This window comes from Bacillus sp. FSL P2-0099, assembly GCF_038007445.1.
In the GTDB taxonomy this organism is placed as follows: Bacteria; Bacillota; Bacilli; order Bacillales; family Bacillaceae_G; genus Bacillus_A; species Bacillus_A mycoides.
The window spans coordinates 179,542-197,980 of record NZ_JBBOXE010000001.1; the positions used below are offsets into that span (position 1 = coordinate 179,542).

At 35.7% G+C, this 18,439-nt stretch carries 18 protein-coding genes and 2 riboswitches; of the genes, 11 read left to right on the forward strand and 7 right to left on the reverse strand.

Annotated elements, in window-relative coordinates; translation table 11 throughout:
* Nucleotides 1–69: 69 nt before the first annotated feature.
* Together MKY90_RS01035 and MKY90_RS01040 are read left to right on the forward strand one after the other, a co-directional pair.
* Nucleotides 70–1,788, forward strand: a complete 1,719-nt coding sequence (locus MKY90_RS01035) for a DUF3981 domain-containing protein (protein ID WP_098168414.1) — start codon at nt 70–72, stop codon at nt 1,786–1,788.
* A gap of 117 nt (nt 1,789–1,905) precedes the next feature.
* A complete protein-coding gene (locus tag MKY90_RS01040) occupies nt 1,906–3,165 on the forward strand; it encodes a multidrug effflux MFS transporter (RefSeq protein ID WP_098168415.1) in 1,260 nt (419 codons plus the stop codon).
* 32 nt (nt 3,166–3,197) lie between these two features.
* Here the strand turns inward: MKY90_RS01040 and MKY90_RS01045 are convergent, their stop codons facing one another.
* Entirely contained in the window at nt 3,198–3,644 is a 447-nt protein-coding gene (locus MKY90_RS01045; protein WP_098168416.1) for a hypothetical protein, read from the reverse strand.
* Between the two features lie 274 nt (nt 3,645–3,918).
* On the opposite strand from MKY90_RS01045, the gene MKY90_RS01050 reads away from it, so the two are divergent.
* Nucleotides 3,919–4,422: a hypothetical protein gene (locus tag MKY90_RS01050; protein ID WP_002139912.1), complete on the forward strand. Its 504-nt coding sequence runs from the start codon at nt 3,919–3,921 to the stop codon at nt 4,420–4,422.
* A gap of 16 nt (nt 4,423–4,438) precedes the next feature.
* On the opposite strand, the gene MKY90_RS01055 is transcribed toward MKY90_RS01050, so the two are convergent.
* Nucleotides 4,439–4,585 (reverse strand): DUF3951 domain-containing protein, encoded by a 147-nt coding sequence (locus MKY90_RS01055; RefSeq protein WP_139359401.1) that lies wholly within the window; start codon nt 4,583–4,585, stop codon nt 4,439–4,441.
* A gap of 388 nt (nt 4,586–4,973) precedes the next feature.
* Nucleotides 4,974–5,079, forward strand: a riboswitch (SAM riboswitch).
* Between the two features lie 137 nt (nt 5,080–5,216).
* Between MKY90_RS01055 and MKY90_RS01060 the strand changes: the two genes are divergently transcribed.
* From MKY90_RS01060 to MKY90_RS01080, 5 genes are read left to right on the forward strand one after another with little or no spacing between them, the layout of a single operon-like run.
* Complete coding sequence (locus MKY90_RS01060) at nt 5,217–6,134, forward strand: ABC transporter permease (protein WP_002140132.1); 918 nt, start codon at nt 5,217–5,219, stop codon at nt 6,132–6,134.
* Nucleotides 6,135–6,150: 16 nt separating this feature from the next.
* Complete coding sequence (locus tag MKY90_RS01065) at nt 6,151–7,155, forward strand: ABC transporter permease (RefSeq protein WP_098168417.1); 1,005 nt, start codon at nt 6,151–6,153, stop codon at nt 7,153–7,155.
* The gene (locus MKY90_RS01070) at nt 7,112–8,122 is read left to right on the forward strand and encodes an ABC transporter ATP-binding protein (protein WP_098168418.1); all 1,011 of its coding nucleotides are present in this window, start codon (nt 7,112–7,114) and stop codon (nt 8,120–8,122) included. Before MKY90_RS01065 ends, MKY90_RS01070 begins: the two co-directional genes overlap by 44 nt.
* Nucleotides 8,119–8,892, forward strand: a complete 774-nt coding sequence (locus MKY90_RS01075; protein WP_341090114.1) for an ABC transporter ATP-binding protein — start codon at nt 8,119–8,121, stop codon at nt 8,890–8,892. The genes MKY90_RS01070 and MKY90_RS01075 overlap by 4 nt, the downstream gene beginning before the upstream one ends.
* 13 nt (nt 8,893–8,905) lie before the next feature.
* A complete protein-coding gene (locus MKY90_RS01080) occupies nt 8,906–10,516 on the forward strand; it encodes a peptide ABC transporter substrate-binding protein (RefSeq protein ID WP_341090116.1) in 1,611 nt (536 codons plus the stop codon).
* A 24-nt stretch (nt 10,517–10,540) separates the two neighbouring features.
* Here MKY90_RS01080 and MKY90_RS01085 read toward each other — a convergent pair whose 3' ends face one another.
* Nucleotides 10,541–11,008: a YusW family protein gene (locus tag MKY90_RS01085; RefSeq protein WP_002187526.1), complete on the reverse strand. Its 468-nt coding sequence runs from the start codon at nt 11,006–11,008 to the stop codon at nt 10,541–10,543.
* Between the two features lie 172 nt (nt 11,009–11,180).
* On the opposite strand from MKY90_RS01085, the gene MKY90_RS01090 reads away from it, so the two are divergent.
* The 3 genes from MKY90_RS01090 to MKY90_RS01100 are packed head-to-tail and all read left to right on the forward strand — an operon-like array spanning nt 11,181 to nt 12,549.
* Entirely contained in the window at nt 11,181–12,080 is a 900-nt protein-coding gene (locus MKY90_RS01090) for a helix-turn-helix domain-containing protein (RefSeq protein ID WP_002124740.1), read from the forward strand.
* An 18-nt stretch (nt 12,081–12,098) separates the two neighbouring features.
* On the forward strand, nt 12,099–12,290 hold the full coding sequence (locus MKY90_RS01095) for a hypothetical protein (RefSeq protein WP_002124741.1): 192 nt from the start codon (nt 12,099–12,101) through the stop codon (nt 12,288–12,290).
* Nucleotides 12,277–12,549, forward strand: coding sequence for a hypothetical protein (locus MKY90_RS01100; RefSeq protein ID WP_002091435.1), 273 nt, complete (start codon nt 12,277–12,279; stop codon nt 12,547–12,549). The genes MKY90_RS01095 and MKY90_RS01100 overlap by 14 nt, the downstream gene beginning before the upstream one ends.
* 46 nt (nt 12,550–12,595) lie before the next feature.
* Here the strand turns inward: MKY90_RS01100 and MKY90_RS01105 are convergent, their stop codons facing one another.
* The 4 genes from MKY90_RS01105 to proC form a co-directional block, all read right to left on the reverse strand.
* On the reverse strand, nt 12,596–14,236 hold the full coding sequence (locus MKY90_RS01105) for a peptide ABC transporter substrate-binding protein (RefSeq protein ID WP_341090118.1): 1,641 nt from the start codon (nt 14,234–14,236) through the stop codon (nt 12,596–12,598).
* 505 nt (nt 14,237–14,741) lie between these two features.
* Nucleotides 14,742–16,382, reverse strand: coding sequence for a peptide ABC transporter substrate-binding protein (locus tag MKY90_RS01110; protein WP_098168421.1), 1,641 nt, complete (start codon nt 16,380–16,382; stop codon nt 14,742–14,744).
* Between the two features lie 135 nt (nt 16,383–16,517).
* Nucleotides 16,518–16,622: riboswitch (SAM riboswitch) on the reverse strand.
* A 153-nt stretch (nt 16,623–16,775) separates the two neighbouring features.
* The gene (locus MKY90_RS01115; protein WP_002063472.1) at nt 16,776–17,609 is read right to left on the reverse strand and encodes an aldo/keto reductase; all 834 of its coding nucleotides are present in this window, start codon (nt 17,607–17,609) and stop codon (nt 16,776–16,778) included.
* A gap of 1 nt (nt 17,610) precedes the next feature.
* Nucleotides 17,611–18,414 carry a pyrroline-5-carboxylate reductase gene (proC, locus tag MKY90_RS01120; protein ID WP_341090121.1) on the reverse strand — a complete coding sequence of 268 codons (804 nt, stop codon included), beginning with the start codon at nt 18,412–18,414 and terminating at the stop codon, nt 17,611–17,613.
* Nucleotides 18,415–18,439 lie beyond the last annotated feature (25 nt).

Below are 18,439 nucleotides of genomic sequence, written 5' to 3' on the forward strand. Positions count from 1 at the left end.
TTTTTACCTGATTACCCTTTATTTGTTATACTTATGGAGAAGACAAAAGAAAAGGGGACATTGCCTTTGATGAAATTTATAGTTTTAGCTATTCTCACTTTGTTTTTGATTCCATGGACTAGAAGCGGTAATAAAATTCGCGCGGTGGATAAAGGAGGAAATGAGAAAGTTGTAAAGGGTAAGAAATCATCTATTTTAGTTATTCCTGTTTTATTTTGGATAGGTATTGCAATCTATGAATATTTCTGGCTAATTGATGATCGAGCAGATTCTATTCTTACTCATTATTCTGTTGCAGTAGCAATTTTAATTGGGCTTGTTTTATTCTCACAAGAGCAGGTAGGGAAATTAGAAGGTACGTTAAAAGGACTTCTAATGTTCCTTTTACTCGCAAGTTACGGCTATTTTGGTTATTTGCACGATATAGTAATCTCGCAAAAGAAATATGATTCGGTCGTGAAGGTAGAGAAAGATATTTCAGAGCCATTTACTGAAAATGACCAACCGTTTACAGTTCCGCCAAAGACAGCGGAGAATAAAATGAAAAAGGTATTTGGTGATATTCCGAAAGTAGCTTATTTTGAGCTAGGAGAATTAACGCCACAAATGGTAAATGGTGAGGCTTTATATGTAGCACCGATAGAAGTTTCAGGATTTTTTAAAGCACGTAAAGCGGAAACAATTCCAGGTTACGTAACAATGTCAGGTACAAATCCTGATGCGGAAGCGAAATTACATCTTGGATATAAAATGAAGTATGTACCAAGCATGTTTTTCGGTAATAAATTAGAACGTGTCGTTCGAAAAGCAGAGCCAGATTTAGTTTTTAAAGGGAAACCAAAATTTGAAGTTGATGATAAAGGAAAACCGTATTATACAATGACATACGGCGAGTTTATTTCAGGAAGATCAGGGTTTGAAGTAGAAGGCGTTGTCGTTGTTGATGCACAAACAGGTGATGTGAAACGATACGATAAAGGGAATGCACCTAAATTCGTTGATGGTGTATTAAATCATGAAACAGCATCTACGTTAAATACGTACTTCGGAAAATATATTCACGGATTTTGGAATACGAAATTTTCACAAACTGACATGAAGATGCCGACTGAGTGGGGGACGAAGGAAGGCGTTACGCCAATCTTCGGAAAGGATGGAACGTTATATTATTTTACTGATTTCACCTCTCCGAAAGAAGGAGTAGATTCTGCACTAGGCTATTCGCTTATTGATGCGCGTACAGGTAAGTTGTATTACTATAATGGAAAAGAAGTAAAGGGAATTATGGATGGTTCGGCTGCTACAGAAGTAGTGGATAATTCCTTTAAGAGAGAGAAATGGCACGGAACGATGCCGGTTATTTATAACGTGTACGGTAAACCTTCTTGGATTGTACCTGTTATTGATGACGGAGGATTAGTACGTGCTCATACTGTCATATATGCTTCTAATGCAAAAGTGTTTGCAACAGGTTCAACGCAAAAAGAAGCACTTGAGAATTATAAAAATGCGCTGAGCGGAAGTGGTGATTCATTTAGACCGACTTCAAATGGGAAAGAAGCGCAAAAAGAAGGTACTGTACAACGTGTGTATAAAGAAAAATCAGGTGAAAATACGATTGTGTACGTACTATTAGAAAACGAGCAAAAAGTATTCATGGTACCGGCGAAGAAATTCCCATATGCAATGTTTACAGAAGTAGGAGATCCAATTCAAATCACATATTTAGACACAGGAGAAATGATGGCATCTGTATCTAAATTTACAAATAGTAATTTGAAAAAGTAAAGCGATAGAGATTCTATCGCTTTTTTTACATTATTAAACAGGAAAATACGGTATACTTGACGTATATTCATGTTGTAACTATAATTGTTACGATTAAGTGTTTATATGAAAGGGTGAATGGAAAAAGTGAATGGAGTTAATCACGAAATATATAAACCTGTAAAGACAAACAGGTTATGGATGATTCTTGTATTAGGGACACTTACGGCAATTGGGCCATTATCTATTGATATGTATTTGCCTTCTTTACCAAAGTTAACGGATGATTTACAAACGGGTGCATCCCTCGCGCAGCTTACATTAACTGCTTGTCTGCTTGGGCTTTCAGTAGGGCAGTTATTTATTGGTTCAATTAGTGACATTTACGGAAGACGCAAACCTCTTATTATCGCTCTTATTATTTATGTTGCTTCTTCTTTACTTTGTGCTGTTGCACCATCGATTTGGAGTTTAGTGCTTTTACGTTTCTTACAAGGTGCTTCAGGATCTGCTGGTATCGTTATATCACGTGCAATGGTACGTGATATGTATTCAGGTTCTGAAATGACGAAGTTTTTCTCACTGCTTATGTTAGTAAACGGAGCAGCGCCTATTTTGGCACCGATTATTGGAGGGCAATTATTACAGTTCACATCATGGCGCGGCGTTTTTATCGTTCTTGGAGCAATTAGTGTATTCATGCTAATATCAGCTACTTTCGTATTACGTGAAACATTACCTCCTGAAGAAAGAGAGACAGGTGGATTATCAGGAACGCTTGCAACATACGGAAAGCTTCTGAAAGATCGTTTATTTATGGGGTATGCATTGTCGCAAGGATTAGTAACAGCTGCAATGTTTGCTTATATTTCTGGTTCACCGTTCGTGTTGCAAAATATATACGGGGCATCACCACAACAGTTTAGTTTGTTCTTTGCGATTAACGGTATTGGTATTATTATTGCTAGCCAAGTTACTGGCCGCTTAGCAGGGAAAGTTAATGAGAAAACTTTATTTGTTGCTGGTATTATTATTGCGGCTGTTGGCGGTCTATCATTACTACTTACAATCGCACTTGGAATAGGGATAATCGGTGTTTTATGCTCGCTATTTCTTGTTGTATCAAGTGTTGGGGTTGTATCAACAACCGGCTTCTCGTTAGCGATGAGAAATCAAAAACAAGCAGCAGGAACAGCATCAGCTTTACTAGGTTTATTACAGTTCATTTCAGGAGCACTTGTAGCACCGCTAGTAGGTATTGGTGGAAGCAATACAGCACTTCCTATGGGTATTGTTATAGCTCTTTGTGAAATTGGTGCTGTATTATGTTATCTATTTATGGCTAGAAGAAGTGAGAAGCAGTTTGAACTGCAACAAAATAAAAAGTTAGAGGCTTAATACAAAAGAGCTGATTCAAACATTTCTTTGAATCAGCTCCTTTTTTCATTTCTTTGAAATAACTCATACATATTATTCATGATCGCATCATATAAGAAAGCGAGTTTATCCCATACCCAGCGGTTACTGTCGACCTCTTTCTCCCCGCAATCAATAATATCAGTATGATCTGTAATTCTATATGCCCTCTCAACGATAATAGGAGCAATCTTCGGTATGCGTGGAATTTCTTTTAAGACATCTGCAAAATTTCCAATGTAGACATGACCGATAATCTCGATTGTTAAAGATTTATCGGATATATTTAGCACAGTATGAAATTGATTTATATGTTGTTTCTTTAAATATTGGGCCAGCTTAAATGGAGCATGCTTCTTCTTTAATACGCGGCGAAGGCTCTCTGTATTTTCAATATGAAGTGACTTTTCGCGAATAAGGACGCGAATATCTTCGCCCATAAAGGGTATTGTATTGTACATTGATGATTCTCCTTACAAACTGAACTACGCTTACTTTATGCATATGTAAGTCTAGCATGGTTTGTTCTCTATGTGTGCTTACAGTTTTGTAAGGTGATGTAGTAAAGTGATGCAAAAGTTATTTGCATAAAGTGACGATACTGTGACAAAAATGTTGGTATGTATATTAAGATATCGTCTTAAGTGTAAAAAGTGGGGCGTTCTCGGTATAATAACAAGTGGAGATAAAAGAAACTATAATTAGTAGTAGCTGTAGATAAAAGGAGAATTCGAGATGAAGAAGGTTTTGGGTATTGCTGTAATGGGAAGTATGATCCTTCTAGCAGGATGTAATGGAAATAAAGATACGAAAGAACCGAAAGAAAAGGTAGAGCAATCCACTGAGCAAACAGAAGAAATGAAAGAATACAGCGCAGTACATGAAAAATATGATGCGAAAATAAATAAAGAAATTAATAAGGCGTTACAGTTATTTGAAGTGGCAAAAGAAAAGGGCGGTAAGGAAATAACGAATGCTACATATAAAGAAGATGTGCAAAAGGTAACAACGAGCATGTTAGAAGATATTGATAATATACGTAAAGAAATTCGTGTTCCAAAGTCGAAAGAGCAAGAACATGAGGTATATGTTGGTTTCTTGAATGAATCGGAACAAGCGATGAAAAAATTACAGAAGTTAGCTAAAGAAGAAGATTCATCATTAATTCGTGATATAGAAATTAATTTTGCAACAGCATCGACATACTATAAACGTTTTCAAACAGAAGCGAAAAAATAACCTTGCGTGTGCAAGGTTATTTTTTCTTTTTACCATCGTCATCTTCGCATACTAACACTTTCTGCTCTTCGTGAAATTCGGAAATAGTTTGTCCGGTAATATTATCGAAGGGTGTGTAAAAAGAAGTAATGCTTTTCTTCTTAATGAAAAGTTTATCCCGCATTAACGGGCAGTAAGACCCCCACCTCAAATTTCAGTGAAAGCAAAGAAGTTAGGTAGGGGATCAACTGCCCGTAAAAGCCCGATTGGTTCAACTAATAATCAGTGGGGGATGAACAAAACCCCCACTGATTAAAGTTTCACTTTATAAAATCCAATGATAACAAGTATAACAATTTTAATGGTAATCCTATAGTAGCAAGAAGTAATGGATCCATCGTATAACTCCTTTAATATCATTTCTTTTTATTATAAACAAAAAACTGCGATTTAGATAAATGACCGCATGTAAAAACTGATTTTTCTAAATATATCCAAATTGATTGACTTTTCATTTTTTCAGAATTATAATTCGAAATATACAATTTGAACCAAATAATAATATAGCAATTTACTTATCCAGAGAGGTAGAGGGACTGGCCCTATGACACCTCAGCAGCGGGTTCTGTAACAGGAACACCGTGCTAATTCCAGCAAGCAAGTCTTGAAAGATAAGTGATGGGCCTTCGTTTATTAAGCCTTGATCTTATTTTTTAAGATCAAGGCTTTTTGTGTTTTAAGAAGTAGAGAAGGAGTAATGGCAACAAATATGTCAATAAAACAAAGTAAATTCATTTGTTTAGGGGGTTATTGAAGTGTATGTTATTAAAAAACTATCGGTTATGGTATTCACGCTATGGGTCATTACGACAGTAACATTTTTAATTATGCATATTATTCCAGGTGATCCGTTTTCATCAGATGCGAAAATCTTTCCTGAAGAAGTAATACAAAACATGAGAGCGAAGTATCACCTTGATGAACCGTTATGGAATCAGTATGTTGCTTATTTGGATGGGGTAGTTCATTTTGATTTTGGCGAATCTGTTCAATCGACAGGTCAAGGGGTATCGGAAATTATAACAACTGGTTTTGGACCATCGGCAATTATTGGTTTACAAGCACTTGTTATTTCATTGTTAGTCGGAATTGCCGCAGGTACATTTGCCGCGCTATATCATGGAAAAGTGATTGATTATAGTGTGAGCTTGCTTGCGATTCTCGGTATTTCTATTCCTAGTTTTATTTTAGCACCACTATTTATACAAGTATTCGCCATACAATTTGAATTACTACCAGTGGCGTCTTGGGGAACATTTGAGCATACTGTATTACCCTCCTTCGCATTAGCGTTAGGACCAATCGCAGTTATTACAAGATTTGTTCGCTCTAATATGATTGAAGTGTTGCAGAGTGATTATATTAAGCTAGCGAGAGCGAAAGGTATACCAATTAAGAAAATCATTATAAGACATGCTCTTCGAAATGCGATTGTTCCGGTACTTACATTTGTTGGCCCATTAATGGCTGGACTTTTAACAGGGACTTTCGTTATTGAAAAAATCTTTTCAATTCCTGGTTTAGGAAAATATTTTGTAGACAGTATTTTCAACCGAGATTATCCGGTGATTATGGGAACAACCATTTTCTATAGTGCGCTATTAATTGTATGTATTTTTATTACAGATATCATTCATCGTATTGTTGATCCGCGCATTCGTTCTATTACGTAAGGAGGGTGATGTTTAAATGGGGGCTTATGAAATTAATGACCAGTTATTAACGAATGAAGAGAAAAAAGAATTAACGATAAATAAAGATCAGCAAACGATTAGCCGGAAAAAGGAAGTGTTTCGCAAGTTTATATCAAACCCTATAGCAGTTTTAGGGGCAGTGACGTTATTACTAATTATTGTTTTCTCGCTTATTGGCGAAAGTTTAACACCATTTACTGCGAGTGAACAAGTAAAAGAAGCAACTAATTTACCGCCTAGTAGTGAGCATTGGTTCGGAACAGACGATTTAGGGAGAGATATTTGGGCTCGTACTTGGGCTGGTGGGAAAATTTCATTAACAGTTGGATTGGTAGCAGCAGCTCTTGATATAGGGCTTGGTGTACTTATCGGTGGCTTTAGTGGATATGTGAGAGGACGTAATCGTCTTGGAACGTTAATTGATGAGTGGATTATAAGAGGGATTGAAGTGTTATACGGTATCCCATATTTACTGATTGTTATTTTACTATTAATCATTATGAAACCAGGACTTTTTACAATTATTATAGCTCTTGCGTTAACGGGATGGATTGGCATGGCACGTCTCATTCGGGCGCAAGTACTTTCATTGAAACAAAGAGAATTTGTTATTGCAGCAGAGCGATTAGGTACACCTCATATGAAAATTATATATGGGCATTTAATTCCAAACTTAACAGGGATTATTATCGTAAATTTATCATTTACCATTCCAGCAGCTATTTTCTCAGAATCATTTTTAAGCTTTATCGGACTTGGAGTACAATCACCGGCGGCAAGCTGGGGCACGATGACGAACGATGCACTTGGGACGTTACTAAGCGGAGAATGGTGGCAACTATTCTTCCCGGCAATCATGATTGCATTCATCATGTTCGCATTTAATGCGATTGGTGATGGTTTGCAAGATGCAATTGATCCGAAAATCGTAAAACGTAATCGAAAGGAGAAAAAACATGGCACAAATCTTATCTTTAGAAAACGTAACGTTGGCCGTTGAAAAAGAGAATAGTAAGCAAGCGATTGTGAAGCATGTTTCCTTTTCTATTAACGAAGGTGAAATAGTTGCACTTGTCGGAGAAAGTGGTTCAGGGAAAAGTGTTACAGCACAATCTATTATCGGCTTAAATCAAGAATCAATTCATATTGATGATGGAAATGTATCTTTCAAATCAAAGGAATTAACGGATTTACAAGAATCAGAATGGAATCAAATTCGCGGGAAAGATATTTCCTTTATCTTTCAAGATCCGCTTTCATCTTTAAACCCAACGATGAAGGTAGGCAAACAAATTGCAGAAGTAATTGTGCAGCATGAAAAGAAATCGAAAAAAGAGGCAAAAGAAATTGCAATTAACTTACTAAATGATTTAGGGATACATGAAGCAGAGAAACGCTTTGAACAATACCCGTATCAATTAAGTGGGGGGATGAGGCAGCGTATTTGTTTAGCAATTGCGTTTGCTTGTCACCCAAAGCTTGTTATTGCAGATGAACCTACAACAGCATTAGATGTAACGATTCAAAAGCAAATTATGGAGTTGTTAAAAGCAAGAAAAGAAAAACAAAATACGAGTATTTTATTAATTACACATGATTTGGCACTTGTACGTGAAGTAGCTGATCGAGTAGTGGTAATGTACGGAGGACGTGTCGTTGAAAAAGGGACGATACAAGAAGTAATAGGTTCACCTAAGCATCCATATACGAAAAGTTTATTACAAGCAATTCCGAATATGGATGATTCCGAAAAAGTATTACGTGCTATAGAAGGAACGACACCTTCCATTGAAACATTAAATAGCTTTGGTTGTCCTTTTGTAAATCGTTGCCCAGTAGCGATAAAAGAATGTATTCATCGCTTCCCAGAGAGAACGACATATTCTGAGGAGCATAGCTCACATTGCTGGCAACATATTCTGGAGCATAATAAAGCGAAATCAAAAGAGAAGGTGAATGCCTCATGACGACAGATTTAATTACTGTAAAGCAAGTAACGAAAACGTATGGAAGTAAAAATAAAGAAATCGCAGCGTTAAAAGGTATATCACTTTCTATCCCAAAACGAACAACGCTTGGCATTATTGGAGAAAGTGGTTCTGGAAAGACAACACTTGGTAAGCTCATAGCTGGGATCGAGCGTCCAACGTCTGGTGAAATTGATTATAACGGTCAAGTTGTTCACAAGCTGAAGTCAGCTCATAAGCGGGATTTCTTGCAGAAAGTACAGTTCATTTTTCAAGATTCCACAGCTGCATTAAATCCGCGCTGGAAAGTACGCGATATTGTAACAGAAGGCTATATTTCATTCGGTTTAGGCGATAAAGGATTGAAAGATAAGGTCGCAGGTGATGCACTAGAGCGTGTTGGATTAGATAGACGATATATTGATCGTTATCCCCACGAATTTAGCGGTGGACAACGTCAACGTATTGCCATTGCAAGAGCGCTATTATGTGAGCCAGAAGTATTAATCCTTGATGAACCAATTTCAGCATTAGATGTTTCACTGCAAATCCAAATTGTACATTTGCTGCAAAAGATTCAAAAGGAACAAGGCTATACATATTTATTTATCGCACATGATTTACCGATGGTTCACTATTTATGTGAAAAAGTGGCTGTCTTATACAAAGGAGAACTTGTTGAATTTGGAAATACGGACGAAGTATTCCGTAATCCACAACATTCTTATACAAAAACATTATTAGCATCAACACCAAAAATTTCAGGTTAAAGGAGAATGTAGGATGAAGAAGTTTTTATTATTTGTCATTATGACTGTTTTAGCAATAACTTCTGTTGCTTGTGGTAAGAAAGAGACGCAAAAGGCGAGTGCTGGTAAGGGAGAAGGGGATCGATTAGTAACGAATATTAGCAGTGATCCGTATACCCTTGATTCTGCTATTGCGACAGATAGCACGTCAGGTTATGTAATTGGACAGTTGTTTTCAAGTTTATATACGCAAGATAGTGATGGGAAATATCAAAATGAATTGGCAGAGAAAGAAGAAGTAAATGCGGATGGAACTGAATATACAATTCATTTAAAGAAAGATATTAAATGGTCAGATGGCTCTTCTATTACAGCAAATGATTTTGAGTTCGCATGGAAGCGATTATTAAACCCGAAAACAGGTTCTATGAATGCGACAGAAATGTACTTTATTAAAGGAGCAGAGGCATATAATACTGGAAAAGGTGAAGAAGGACAAGTTGGTATTCAAGTCGTTGATCCTCAAACATTAAAGGTAACACTTGAGCACCCAGTTGCTTCTATTAAACAAAAATTAGCAAGTTCATTATTTATTCCATTATCTAAAAAATCAATTGATGATAATAATAAATTAAAAACAGATCCAAAAGAGTTAATTACGAACGGACCATTCACGTTAAAAGAATGGAAGCATAACCAAGCAATTACAGTACAAAAAAATAAAGAATACTATGATAAAAAGGTAACATTAAAAGAAATTGAGTTTCGTATTATTCCAGACTCTAAAACAGCGTATCAATTATTTAAATCAAAAGAATTAGATTTACTAAGTGGTTTACCACAAGAGATGATTGAGAAAGAAAAAGAAAATAAAGAATATAAACGTGTTGCAGGATTTTCATCTTATATTTATTCGTTTAACGTAGAAAAAGAGCCGTTTACAAATGCGAAAGTACGTAAGGCATTTTCATTAGCGGTTGATCGTAAGTTTATCGTTGAAAAATTGTATAAAAATAATGCACAAGAAGCATATGCATTCGTTCCAGAAGGAGCAAAAACACAAGGTGGTCGTGATTTCCGTAAAGAAAAAGGCGATTACGTAAAATTCGATTCAGCAGAAGCGGAAAAATTATTAGAAGAGGGCATGAAAGAGCAAGGTTGGTCTACATTACCTGAAGTAACATTAAAATTCACTACAGATACACAACATAAAAAAGTAGCAGAAGCAATGCAAGAAATGTTTAAGAAAAATCTTGGTGTAGATATTAAATTAGAGAATAAGGAGTGGAAGAGTTACATCGACACATACAAGCAAAGTGATTTCCAATTAGCTTATATGGGATGGGGCGGCTCTCTATTAGATCCAATTACTAAACTAGATTTATATGCAGGTGATGGTCCAAACAACTATGCAAAATGGCATAATAAAGAATTTGACGCTTTAGTAAAAGAAGCAGAAGTTGAACAAAACGAAGATAAGCGCTTTGACCTATTGCATAAAGCAGAAGATATTATGTTTGATGATACACCATTAATCCCAATTATTTTCCCAAGCTCTTCGTATTTACAAAAATCATCAGTATCTGGCGTCCAATTCATTATCGGTTCTAGTCCAGAACTAAGATACGTAAAAATTAAAAAATAAAGAAGTAGGCAACCGCCTACTTCTTTATTTTATTTCTCTTTTATATTCTTTTTTCGTTCCGTCAGAGAAGACAACTTCTAAAGCGAATTTTTGATAGTCTTTATCAAGTTTGAATACATTTACTACTTGATCGATTACTTCTTGATCTGGTGTGTTTTTATCGAATTTTAATTCTTGTAGAAGAGGGCTTAATTTTGTAATAGCTTCATCACCTGTTAATTTTACATCTGCTTTATGGTCTTCAACTTTTGCTTCCATTTTTTTATCGGCTGCTACATTTTTATAATCAGCTTCGTAGTCTTTCTTTGTATCCTGATAGTCCGCTTTTAAATCAAATTCATTGAAATTTAGCTTTAAATCAGCAGGAGCTTCGTTTTTTGCCTCTTCTGTAGTCTTTTTATTAGAAGTTGTGTCTTCTTTTGCAGGAGCTTTACATCCTGTTAATGCAGGTACTAGCATAAGAGCTAATAAAATTGATAGTAAAATTCTCATTATAAATTCCTCCTTATGTAAATTTGTTCTATACAAGTTTTTCCCAATTTCATGTAATTATGTATGTGTTGAAAATAAATTATTTACTTATAGCTTTAAGAATTAATCCGCAATTTAAATCAAAAATGATTTGTATGTATATGGTAAATTGAAGTTGTAAGGAGGTACTGAAATGCATGAAGAATATAAAGAGATGATAAAAAAAGCAATCGAATATATAGAGAATCATTTACATGAAGAGCTTACAACAGAAAGAGTGGCATTTCACGGGGCAGTATCGATGTACCATTTTCATCGTATTTTTCAAAGTTATATTGGGATGAGTGTAACGGATTATGTTCGTAAGAGAAGATTAACTCATGCTGCACAGGCTTTAGTATCGACTGAAAGAGCAGTCATTGATATTGCAGTGCAAAATGGCTTTTCCTCACAAGAGGCATTTACTAGAGCTTTTAAAAGAATGTTTCAATTACCACCAAAAAAATATCGGAAATATTTCCAGTCATTTTATATAGAAAGAGAGGGCGTTTCAATGGAAAAAGGTATACCGAAAGGATGGGTATTAAGTGGAAGTCATCCTGCTGAATATGAGATGGGTTTAGATTACGAAGTTGTTCATCAAGGAAAAGTATCTGCATATATAAAAGGAAAAGAGAACGTTACACACGGAGGGTTTTCAACATTAATGCAAATGTTCCGAGCGGATAAATATGTAGGTAAGAGGTTGCGTTTAACAGCATTTATTAAGAGTGAAAATGTAAAAGACTGGGCAGGATTGTGGATGCGAGTAGACGGAAAAGATACAGAGCCTATTGCTATGGATAACATGCAAAATCGTCCAATTAAAAATACGAATAACTGGCAATCATACTCGGTTGTACTAGATATAAAAGAAGAAGCACTTGGTATTGCATTTGGTGTTTTATTATCAGGAGAAGGCTGTGTCTGGCTAGATAGTATTCGTTTTGATGAAGTGGATGAAAAAATTCCTTCAACAGATTTGGCAGAAAATTTTTATGAAACACTCCTAGAAGAGCCGGTGAATCTGCAATTTGAAGAAATAGAAAATTAAAAAGTAAGGAGAAAAGATATGCTCAAATATGTGAAATTGATAAGTATTAGTTTAGTAGTATCATCGTGTATTATGGGAATCAACTATTTAATTAGTTATCTTTGGTCAGGGCATATACCTTCTTTGACGTGGAGAACATATTTGATATTTATGGTTATATTTATGATGAGTTTTGGTTCAATACAAAAAGAGAGCTATGAAGAGAGTTGATAATCGTCCTTTTAGTCTTCTTAGTATTAATACATATGTATTTATCACTGCATTGGAAAAACAGGTTTGCCGTTCGGGATTATTTCCCGCAACATATGCAGCGAATGGTTATTACACAATAATATTTGGTGGAGTTAATTTAGCGGAAAATATTATTTCATTATTACTTATTATACTAGTTACACAATTGGTAGCGGGAATCACTATAGGTATAAAAGTGATAGTAAAGAGGGGAAGTTCTGTAGTTAAAGAAGCATAAAGTAAAAAAGGTATCCTTCGTGGGATACCTTTTTTACTAGTGTTTATTATTTTGCAACTTCTGTCCACTTGTAGTTAAATTCACCGCCGAAGTCAGTTGTTACAAGTCCTTTAATGAAAGAGCGTTGTAAGTAAGAGCGACCTTGTTGGTATAAAGGAGCGACAGCACCATCTTGTAATAAGATTTTTTCAGCTTGCTTCATTGCTTCCCAGCGACCTTTTTCATCACCAGCTAAATCAGTTTTTACTTTACGAATAAGCTCGTCGTACTCTTTGTTAGAGTATTTATCGAAGTTATAAGCACTATCTGTTGTGAATAGATCTAAGAATGTAATAGGATCCGCGAAGTCAGGGCCCCAGCCATCGATTCCAATTTCGTAATCACCACTTAATAGTAGTTTTAACTGTTGTTTACGTGGTTGAGGTTTTAAATTCACTGTTAATCCATCTAGATTCTTTTCTAATTCACCTTTTAAATATTCACCAGTTTTCTTAGCTAAAGCATTATCACTTGTTAATAGTTCAATTGTTACTTTGTCAGTAGCAAGTTCTTGTTTCGCTTTTTTCCAGTTTTCTTTTGCAGATTTCACATCATCTTTGACTAGATTTCCATTCTCTTTACGGAAGTCATTACCGTTTGGACTTTTTGCGAATTTCGCAGGAACCATTCCTTCTGCTGGGATTGCACCGTTATTTAAAATTGTTTCTACGTACGCTTTTTTATTCATTGCTTCGTTAATAGCGAGGCGTGCATGTTGATTTTTTAATACTGCATTTTTCTGATTTAGTCGTAAGAATTGGATACCGACTTCAGCGCGTTCCTTGAAGTTGGTATCGTTCTTATACTTATCAACAAACTCCGCAGTTAAAGCAACACGATCAATTTGTCCTGAATCATATAAGTTAACTTCTGTAGATTTATCTTTAACGACATTGAAGTTGATTTCTTCTAGTTTTACAGTTTTAGCATCCCAATAGTTAGGGTTCTTCTTCAATTGGAAGCTTTGTTCATGTTTCCAGTTATCTAATGTGAAAGCACCATTGTAAATTAAATGATTTGTTTCTAAACCGTATTTATCGCCTTGAGATTTTAAATACTCTTCATTGATTGGTAAGAATGTTGCAAATGTCGTTAAGCTTAAGAAGTAGGGAACAGGGCGGTCCAGTTGTACTTCTAAAGTTTTATCGTCAAGAGCTTTAACGCCTAATTGATCGATTGCTACTTCTTTTTGGTTTATTTGTTTCGCATTTTTTATATCAAAGAATAAGAATGCATATTCAGCAGCTGTTTCAGGGTTAACGGCACGTTGCCAAGCGAAAATAAAATCTTTTGCTGTAACAGGAGTACCGTTTGACCATTTTGAATCACGAAGATGGAAAGTATACTTTGTTTTATCCGGACTAATGTCAACCGATTCAGCAACACCAGGGATCGGTTTATTATCTTCTCCTATAGCATATAAACCTTCAAAAACATTTCTCATTACATTCATGGATTCCCCATCCGTCGCTTTTGCAACATCCATTGTTGGAATTTCTGAAGCAAATGATAAGTTAATCGCTTGTTTATCAGGTGCTTTATCGTTCGCTTTTGCTCCGCCTGCATTATCTTTATTTCCCCCGCAAGCAGTTAGTAGTAGACTTGCCCCTAAAACAGATGCAACAACAGGTACAACTTTTTTCTTCATTGTTCTTTCCTCCCTAAATGTGTTGTTCGTAACGTCATAATGTCCATGTCTTGAAGTGTAGCTATAGAAGGAGAGAAAACCTATTATAAATATGTGTATATAGGTAATCAGGTATTCTATATGTATATACATGTTGAACTATAATCTATCGTTATATGTTTCAACTTAGTAGACATTACATTTTGATGATAAAATATTTTGTTTCTTTGATTATTTAGAATATTAACACTGGAAAGAACTATATGTCAATAATAAAAAGTGGAGTGTTAATTTCTTGGAATAATATATTGAAAAAGCAGATTTCCTCATATTAGGGAATCTGCTTTTAATATATTTTGCTAAAAAAACAATGGGGGTGGGTGAGAACACGATGATCTAAGTTGCATTTTATCCCGCATTAATGGGCAGTAAGATCCTCGCCTCAAAATTCAGTGAAAGCAAAGAAGTTAGGGGGGATCAACTGCCCGTAAAAGCCCGATTGGTGAGGGCTGATTAAAGTTTCACTTTATTTTTCAATTTTTGCCCATTTGAAGTTTAATTGACCTGCAAAGTCTACTTGCACAATGCCTTTCACATAAGAACGCTCTAAATAAGATTCTCCTTTTTGGTAAAGAGGAGCGATAACAGAGTCCTTAAATAAGATTTTTTCTGATGCTAGTAACGCTTCCCAGCGAGCTTTTTCATCACCAGCCAAAGTAGTTTTAACTTTTTCAATTGTCTCATCAAACTCTTTATTAGAGTAATGATCTAAATTGTAAGGGTTATTCGTCGTAAATAGTTCAAGGAATGTAATTGGATCAGCAAAGTCAGGGCTCCAACCGTCAATTCCAATCTCGTAGTCACCTTTTAATAAGAGTGAAACTTGTTGTTTACGTGGTTGCGGTTTTATATTTACCGTTAAGCCATCTAAATTCTTTTCTAGTTGTCCTTTTAGGAACTCACCAGTTTTCTTCTCAAGGTCACCATCACTTGTTAATAATTCTAATGTTATCTTTTCAGAACCAAGTTCTTTTTTTGCTTTCTTCCATAATTCTTGTGCAGATGTTGTATCAACTTTTGTTAAATCGCCGTTTGCAGTACGGAAGTCTTTTCCATCAGGCCCTTTTGCAAAGTTTTTCGGCACGAGACTAAAGGTTGGTGTAGAGCCATCATTTAATAACGTATTTACAAAAGATTTTCGATCAATTGTTTGATCGATTGCTTGGCGTGCAGAAACGTTTTGAAGTACTTTGTTTTGCTGATTCATACGTAAAAACTGTACCCCTACGTTCGGACGTTCTTTAAAGTTAGCATCCTTTTTATATTTATCAACGAAGTCAGATGTTAGTTTTATACGGTCTAATTGTTTGGATTCGAATAAATTTACTTCTGTTGATTTCTCTTTCACAACGTTGAAATTGATTTCTTCGAGTTTGACATTATCTTTATCCCAATAGTTAGGGTTTTTCTTAAATTTAAAGCTTTGTTCATGCTTCCAATCGCTTAGTGTAAAAGCTCCGTTGTACAAGATTTTGTTATCTTCTAAAGCGTACTTATCACCTTGTGCTTTAAAGAATTCCTCGTTGATTGGTAGAAATGTTGGGAACGCCGTTAAGCTAATAAAATACGGAACAGGGCGCTCTAATTCTACTTCAAACGTATGGTCATCAACTGCTTTTATACCAAGTTGATCGGATGGGAGTTCTTTGCTATTAATTTTTTTAGCGTTTTTAATATCCAGGAATAAAAAAGCATATTCAGAAGCTGTTGCTGGATCGGCAGCTCTTTGCCAAGCGAAGACAAAATCTTTCGCTGTTACAGGTGTGCCGTTCGACCATTTTGAATCTCGTAAATGGAATGTGTATTTCGTTTTATCAGCACTTACTTCATGAGATTTCGCAACGCCAGGAACAGGTTTATTACCTTCACCAAGATTGTATAAACCTTCAAATACGTTTCTCATTACTTGACCAGAATCAGTATCTGTAGCACGAGCCGTATCCATTGTTCGAATCTCAGTAGGAGAAGATAAGTTTAAAACTTGCTTACTAGGTGCCTCATCTTTTGCATTTGCTCCGCTCGCTTCGTTTTTATAACTACCGCAACCAGATAATAAAATACTTACTCCTACAACTGATGCAATACCGGGTACAAACTTCTTTTTCATTTGATTTTCCTCCTAAATAGTTAATAAGATTGGATGATGATGAGGGAAATGAAAAACAAAAAATCCCTCTTTTCGTATTGAGAAAGAGGGATTTTTACGTACAAGTTATGCACCCGTATATAAACGAAGTCCCTCATTCTATCTTTCAAGCACAAAGCTTGCAGGAAGTGGCACAGTATTCAAAATGAACCTGCTGCCGAGGTTTCAAAGGGCCAGTCCCTCCACCTCTCTTGATACAATGAGTAAACAAATAAATTTTATTAATTTTTGTGTTTCTTTGATAATTCAAAATCTTACACCTTAGATAATGAAGTGTCAATCAAATGGAATATAGTTTAAATTTTCAGTTTTATTTTTTTGAAAAAACCACTGCATATGGCAGTGGTTTCCCTACTAGAAGTTAAAGTTATCTGGATCTGGACCAACGCGATGATTTTCATTTAAAGCTTGAATTGCTTTCATATCATCTGAGCTTAATTCAAAGTCAAAGATGTTTGCATTTTCAATAATGCGGTGTTCTTTAATAGACTTAGGGATTGTTACAACTTCATTTTGTAGATCCCAACGTAAAATAACTTGTGCAGTCGATTTATTATATTTCGTAGCGATTTCTTGTAATGTTGGGTGATTAAGTAGCTGCCCCTGCATTAATGGTGACCAAGCTTCAAGCTGGATGTTATGTTCTTTACAGAAGGCATGTAATTCTTCTTGTGCTAAACGTGGGTGGTATTCCACTTGGTTAACCATTGGTTTAATTTCTGCAATTTCAAATACGTCTTGCAAATGGTGAATATGGAAATTACTCACACCGATAGCACGAACACGACCATCTTTATAAAGCTGCTCTAAGGCTTTCCATGATTCAGTGTATTTTCCTTTTACAGGCCAATGTACTAAATATAGATCTAAATATTCTAGACCTAATTTTTCTAATGTAGTTTCAAATGCTTGTAGTGTTGACTCGTAACCTTGATCACTATTCCACACTTTTGAAGTGATGAATAACTCTTCACGAGGAATACCAGATTCTTGAATTGCCTGTCCAACGCCTTCTTCGTTTTTATATATCGCAGCAGTATCGATACTACGGTATCCATTTTTTATAGCTGCTTTTACAGAATCAATTACTTCTGTACCATCTTCAACTTTAAAAACACCCAAGCCGAACCAAGGCATTTTCACGCCGTTATGTAATGTTGTATAGTCGTTTAAACTTGTTAAAGTCATATTAATTCCCCCTAGCTTTTTTATTGGTCGCTTCAACTGCTTGTTGAATGACTTCTGAAAAATTATTTTCATATAGAACTTTTAAGCCTTCAGCCGTTGAACCTCCTGGTGTTGTTACTTGTTCGCGGAGCATAGCTGGATCCTGATTTTGCAGGAGCATAGCGGCAGAGCCAGCAATCATTTGAATGACAAGGTGTTTTGCTGTTTCCTCATCAATCCCATAGCTTTTCGTTGCTTCAATTAAACCTTCAGCAAAGTGATAGAGAAAAGCGGGTGCACTACCAGTAACTGCGGTAAGTTGGTGAACTTCCTCTTCGGTACAAAACTGTGAGGTACCGATACCTTTTAAAAGAAGTTGTAACGTTTCTTGATGTGTTTCATCTACAGAATGTCCCGTCGTATATAAGGAGATAGACTTTCCAATCCCAGCAGCTGTATTTGGCATAATCCAAGCAACAGGTGTCCCTTGGGGAAGTCTTTCTTCTAGATAAGATGGTCCGATTCCGGCAGCAACTGTCACGACAAATTGATTAGTTAGAAGAGGGGATAGATCCGCTAATAGCTGTTCATGTGCGACAGGCGGCATTGCTAAAACGATTGTATCTACAGATTTAATATGCTGTTTCCAATCTGTTGTAATCGATAGATCATATTGAGTTTGTAATTGCGTTAGTTTTTCTATGTTACTTCGGTTGGAAACAATAATTTCTTCGATGTATTCTTTACTTGTTGTAAGTAGTCCAGTAAATATAGCTTCTGCCATACGACCGGCACCAATAAATAAAATTCGATGTTTATTAGGCATATCCTTTATTCCTTTCTGATGAGAA

Excerpts from the sequence above, each read along its gene's own strand:
- MKY90_RS01045 (WP_098168416.1), bottom strand. The coding sequence starts at position 3,644 with ATGTACAATACAATACCCTTTATGGGCGAAGATATTCGCGTCCTTATT.
- MKY90_RS01065 (WP_098168417.1), top strand. The coding sequence starts at position 6,151 with ATGGGGGCTTATGAAATTAATGACCAGTTATTAACGAATGAAGAGAAA.
- MKY90_RS01050 (WP_002139912.1), top strand. The coding sequence starts at position 3,919 with ATGAAGAAGGTTTTGGGTATTGCTGTAATGGGAAGTATGATCCTTCTA.
- MKY90_RS01090 (WP_002124740.1), top strand. The coding sequence starts at position 11,181 with ATGCATGAAGAATATAAAGAGATGATAAAAAAAGCAATCGAATATATA.
- MKY90_RS01085 (WP_002187526.1), bottom strand. The coding sequence starts at position 11,008 with ATGAGAATTTTACTATCAATTTTATTAGCTCTTATGCTAGTACCTGCA.
- MKY90_RS01070 (WP_098168418.1), top strand. The coding sequence starts at position 7,112 with ATGGCACAAATCTTATCTTTAGAAAACGTAACGTTGGCCGTTGAAAAA.
- MKY90_RS01095 (WP_002124741.1), top strand. The coding sequence starts at position 12,099 with ATGCTCAAATATGTGAAATTGATAAGTATTAGTTTAGTAGTATCATCG.
- MKY90_RS01110 (WP_098168421.1), bottom strand. The coding sequence starts at position 16,382 with ATGAAAAAGAAGTTTGTACCCGGTATTGCATCAGTTGTAGGAGTAAGT.
- proC (WP_341090121.1), bottom strand. The coding sequence starts at position 18,414 with ATGCCTAATAAACATCGAATTTTATTTATTGGTGCCGGTCGTATGGCA.
- MKY90_RS01035 (WP_098168414.1), top strand. The coding sequence starts at position 70 with ATGAAATTTATAGTTTTAGCTATTCTCACTTTGTTTTTGATTCCATGG.
- MKY90_RS01075 (WP_341090114.1), top strand. The coding sequence starts at position 8,119 with ATGACGACAGATTTAATTACTGTAAAGCAAGTAACGAAAACGTATGGA.
- MKY90_RS01105 (WP_341090118.1), bottom strand. The coding sequence starts at position 14,236 with ATGAAGAAAAAAGTTGTACCTGTTGTTGCATCTGTTTTAGGGGCAAGT.
- MKY90_RS01115 (WP_002063472.1), bottom strand. The coding sequence starts at position 17,609 with ATGACTTTAACAAGTTTAAACGACTATACAACATTACATAACGGCGTG.
- MKY90_RS01100 (WP_002091435.1), top strand. The coding sequence starts at position 12,277 with ATGAAGAGAGTTGATAATCGTCCTTTTAGTCTTCTTAGTATTAATACA.
- MKY90_RS01055 (WP_139359401.1), bottom strand. The coding sequence starts at position 4,585 with ATGCGGGATAAACTTTTCATTAAGAAGAAAAGCATTACTTCTTTTTAC.
- MKY90_RS01040 (WP_098168415.1), top strand. The coding sequence starts at position 1,906 with ATGGAAAAAGTGAATGGAGTTAATCACGAAATATATAAACCTGTAAAG.
- MKY90_RS01080 (WP_341090116.1), top strand. The coding sequence starts at position 8,906 with ATGAAGAAGTTTTTATTATTTGTCATTATGACTGTTTTAGCAATAACT.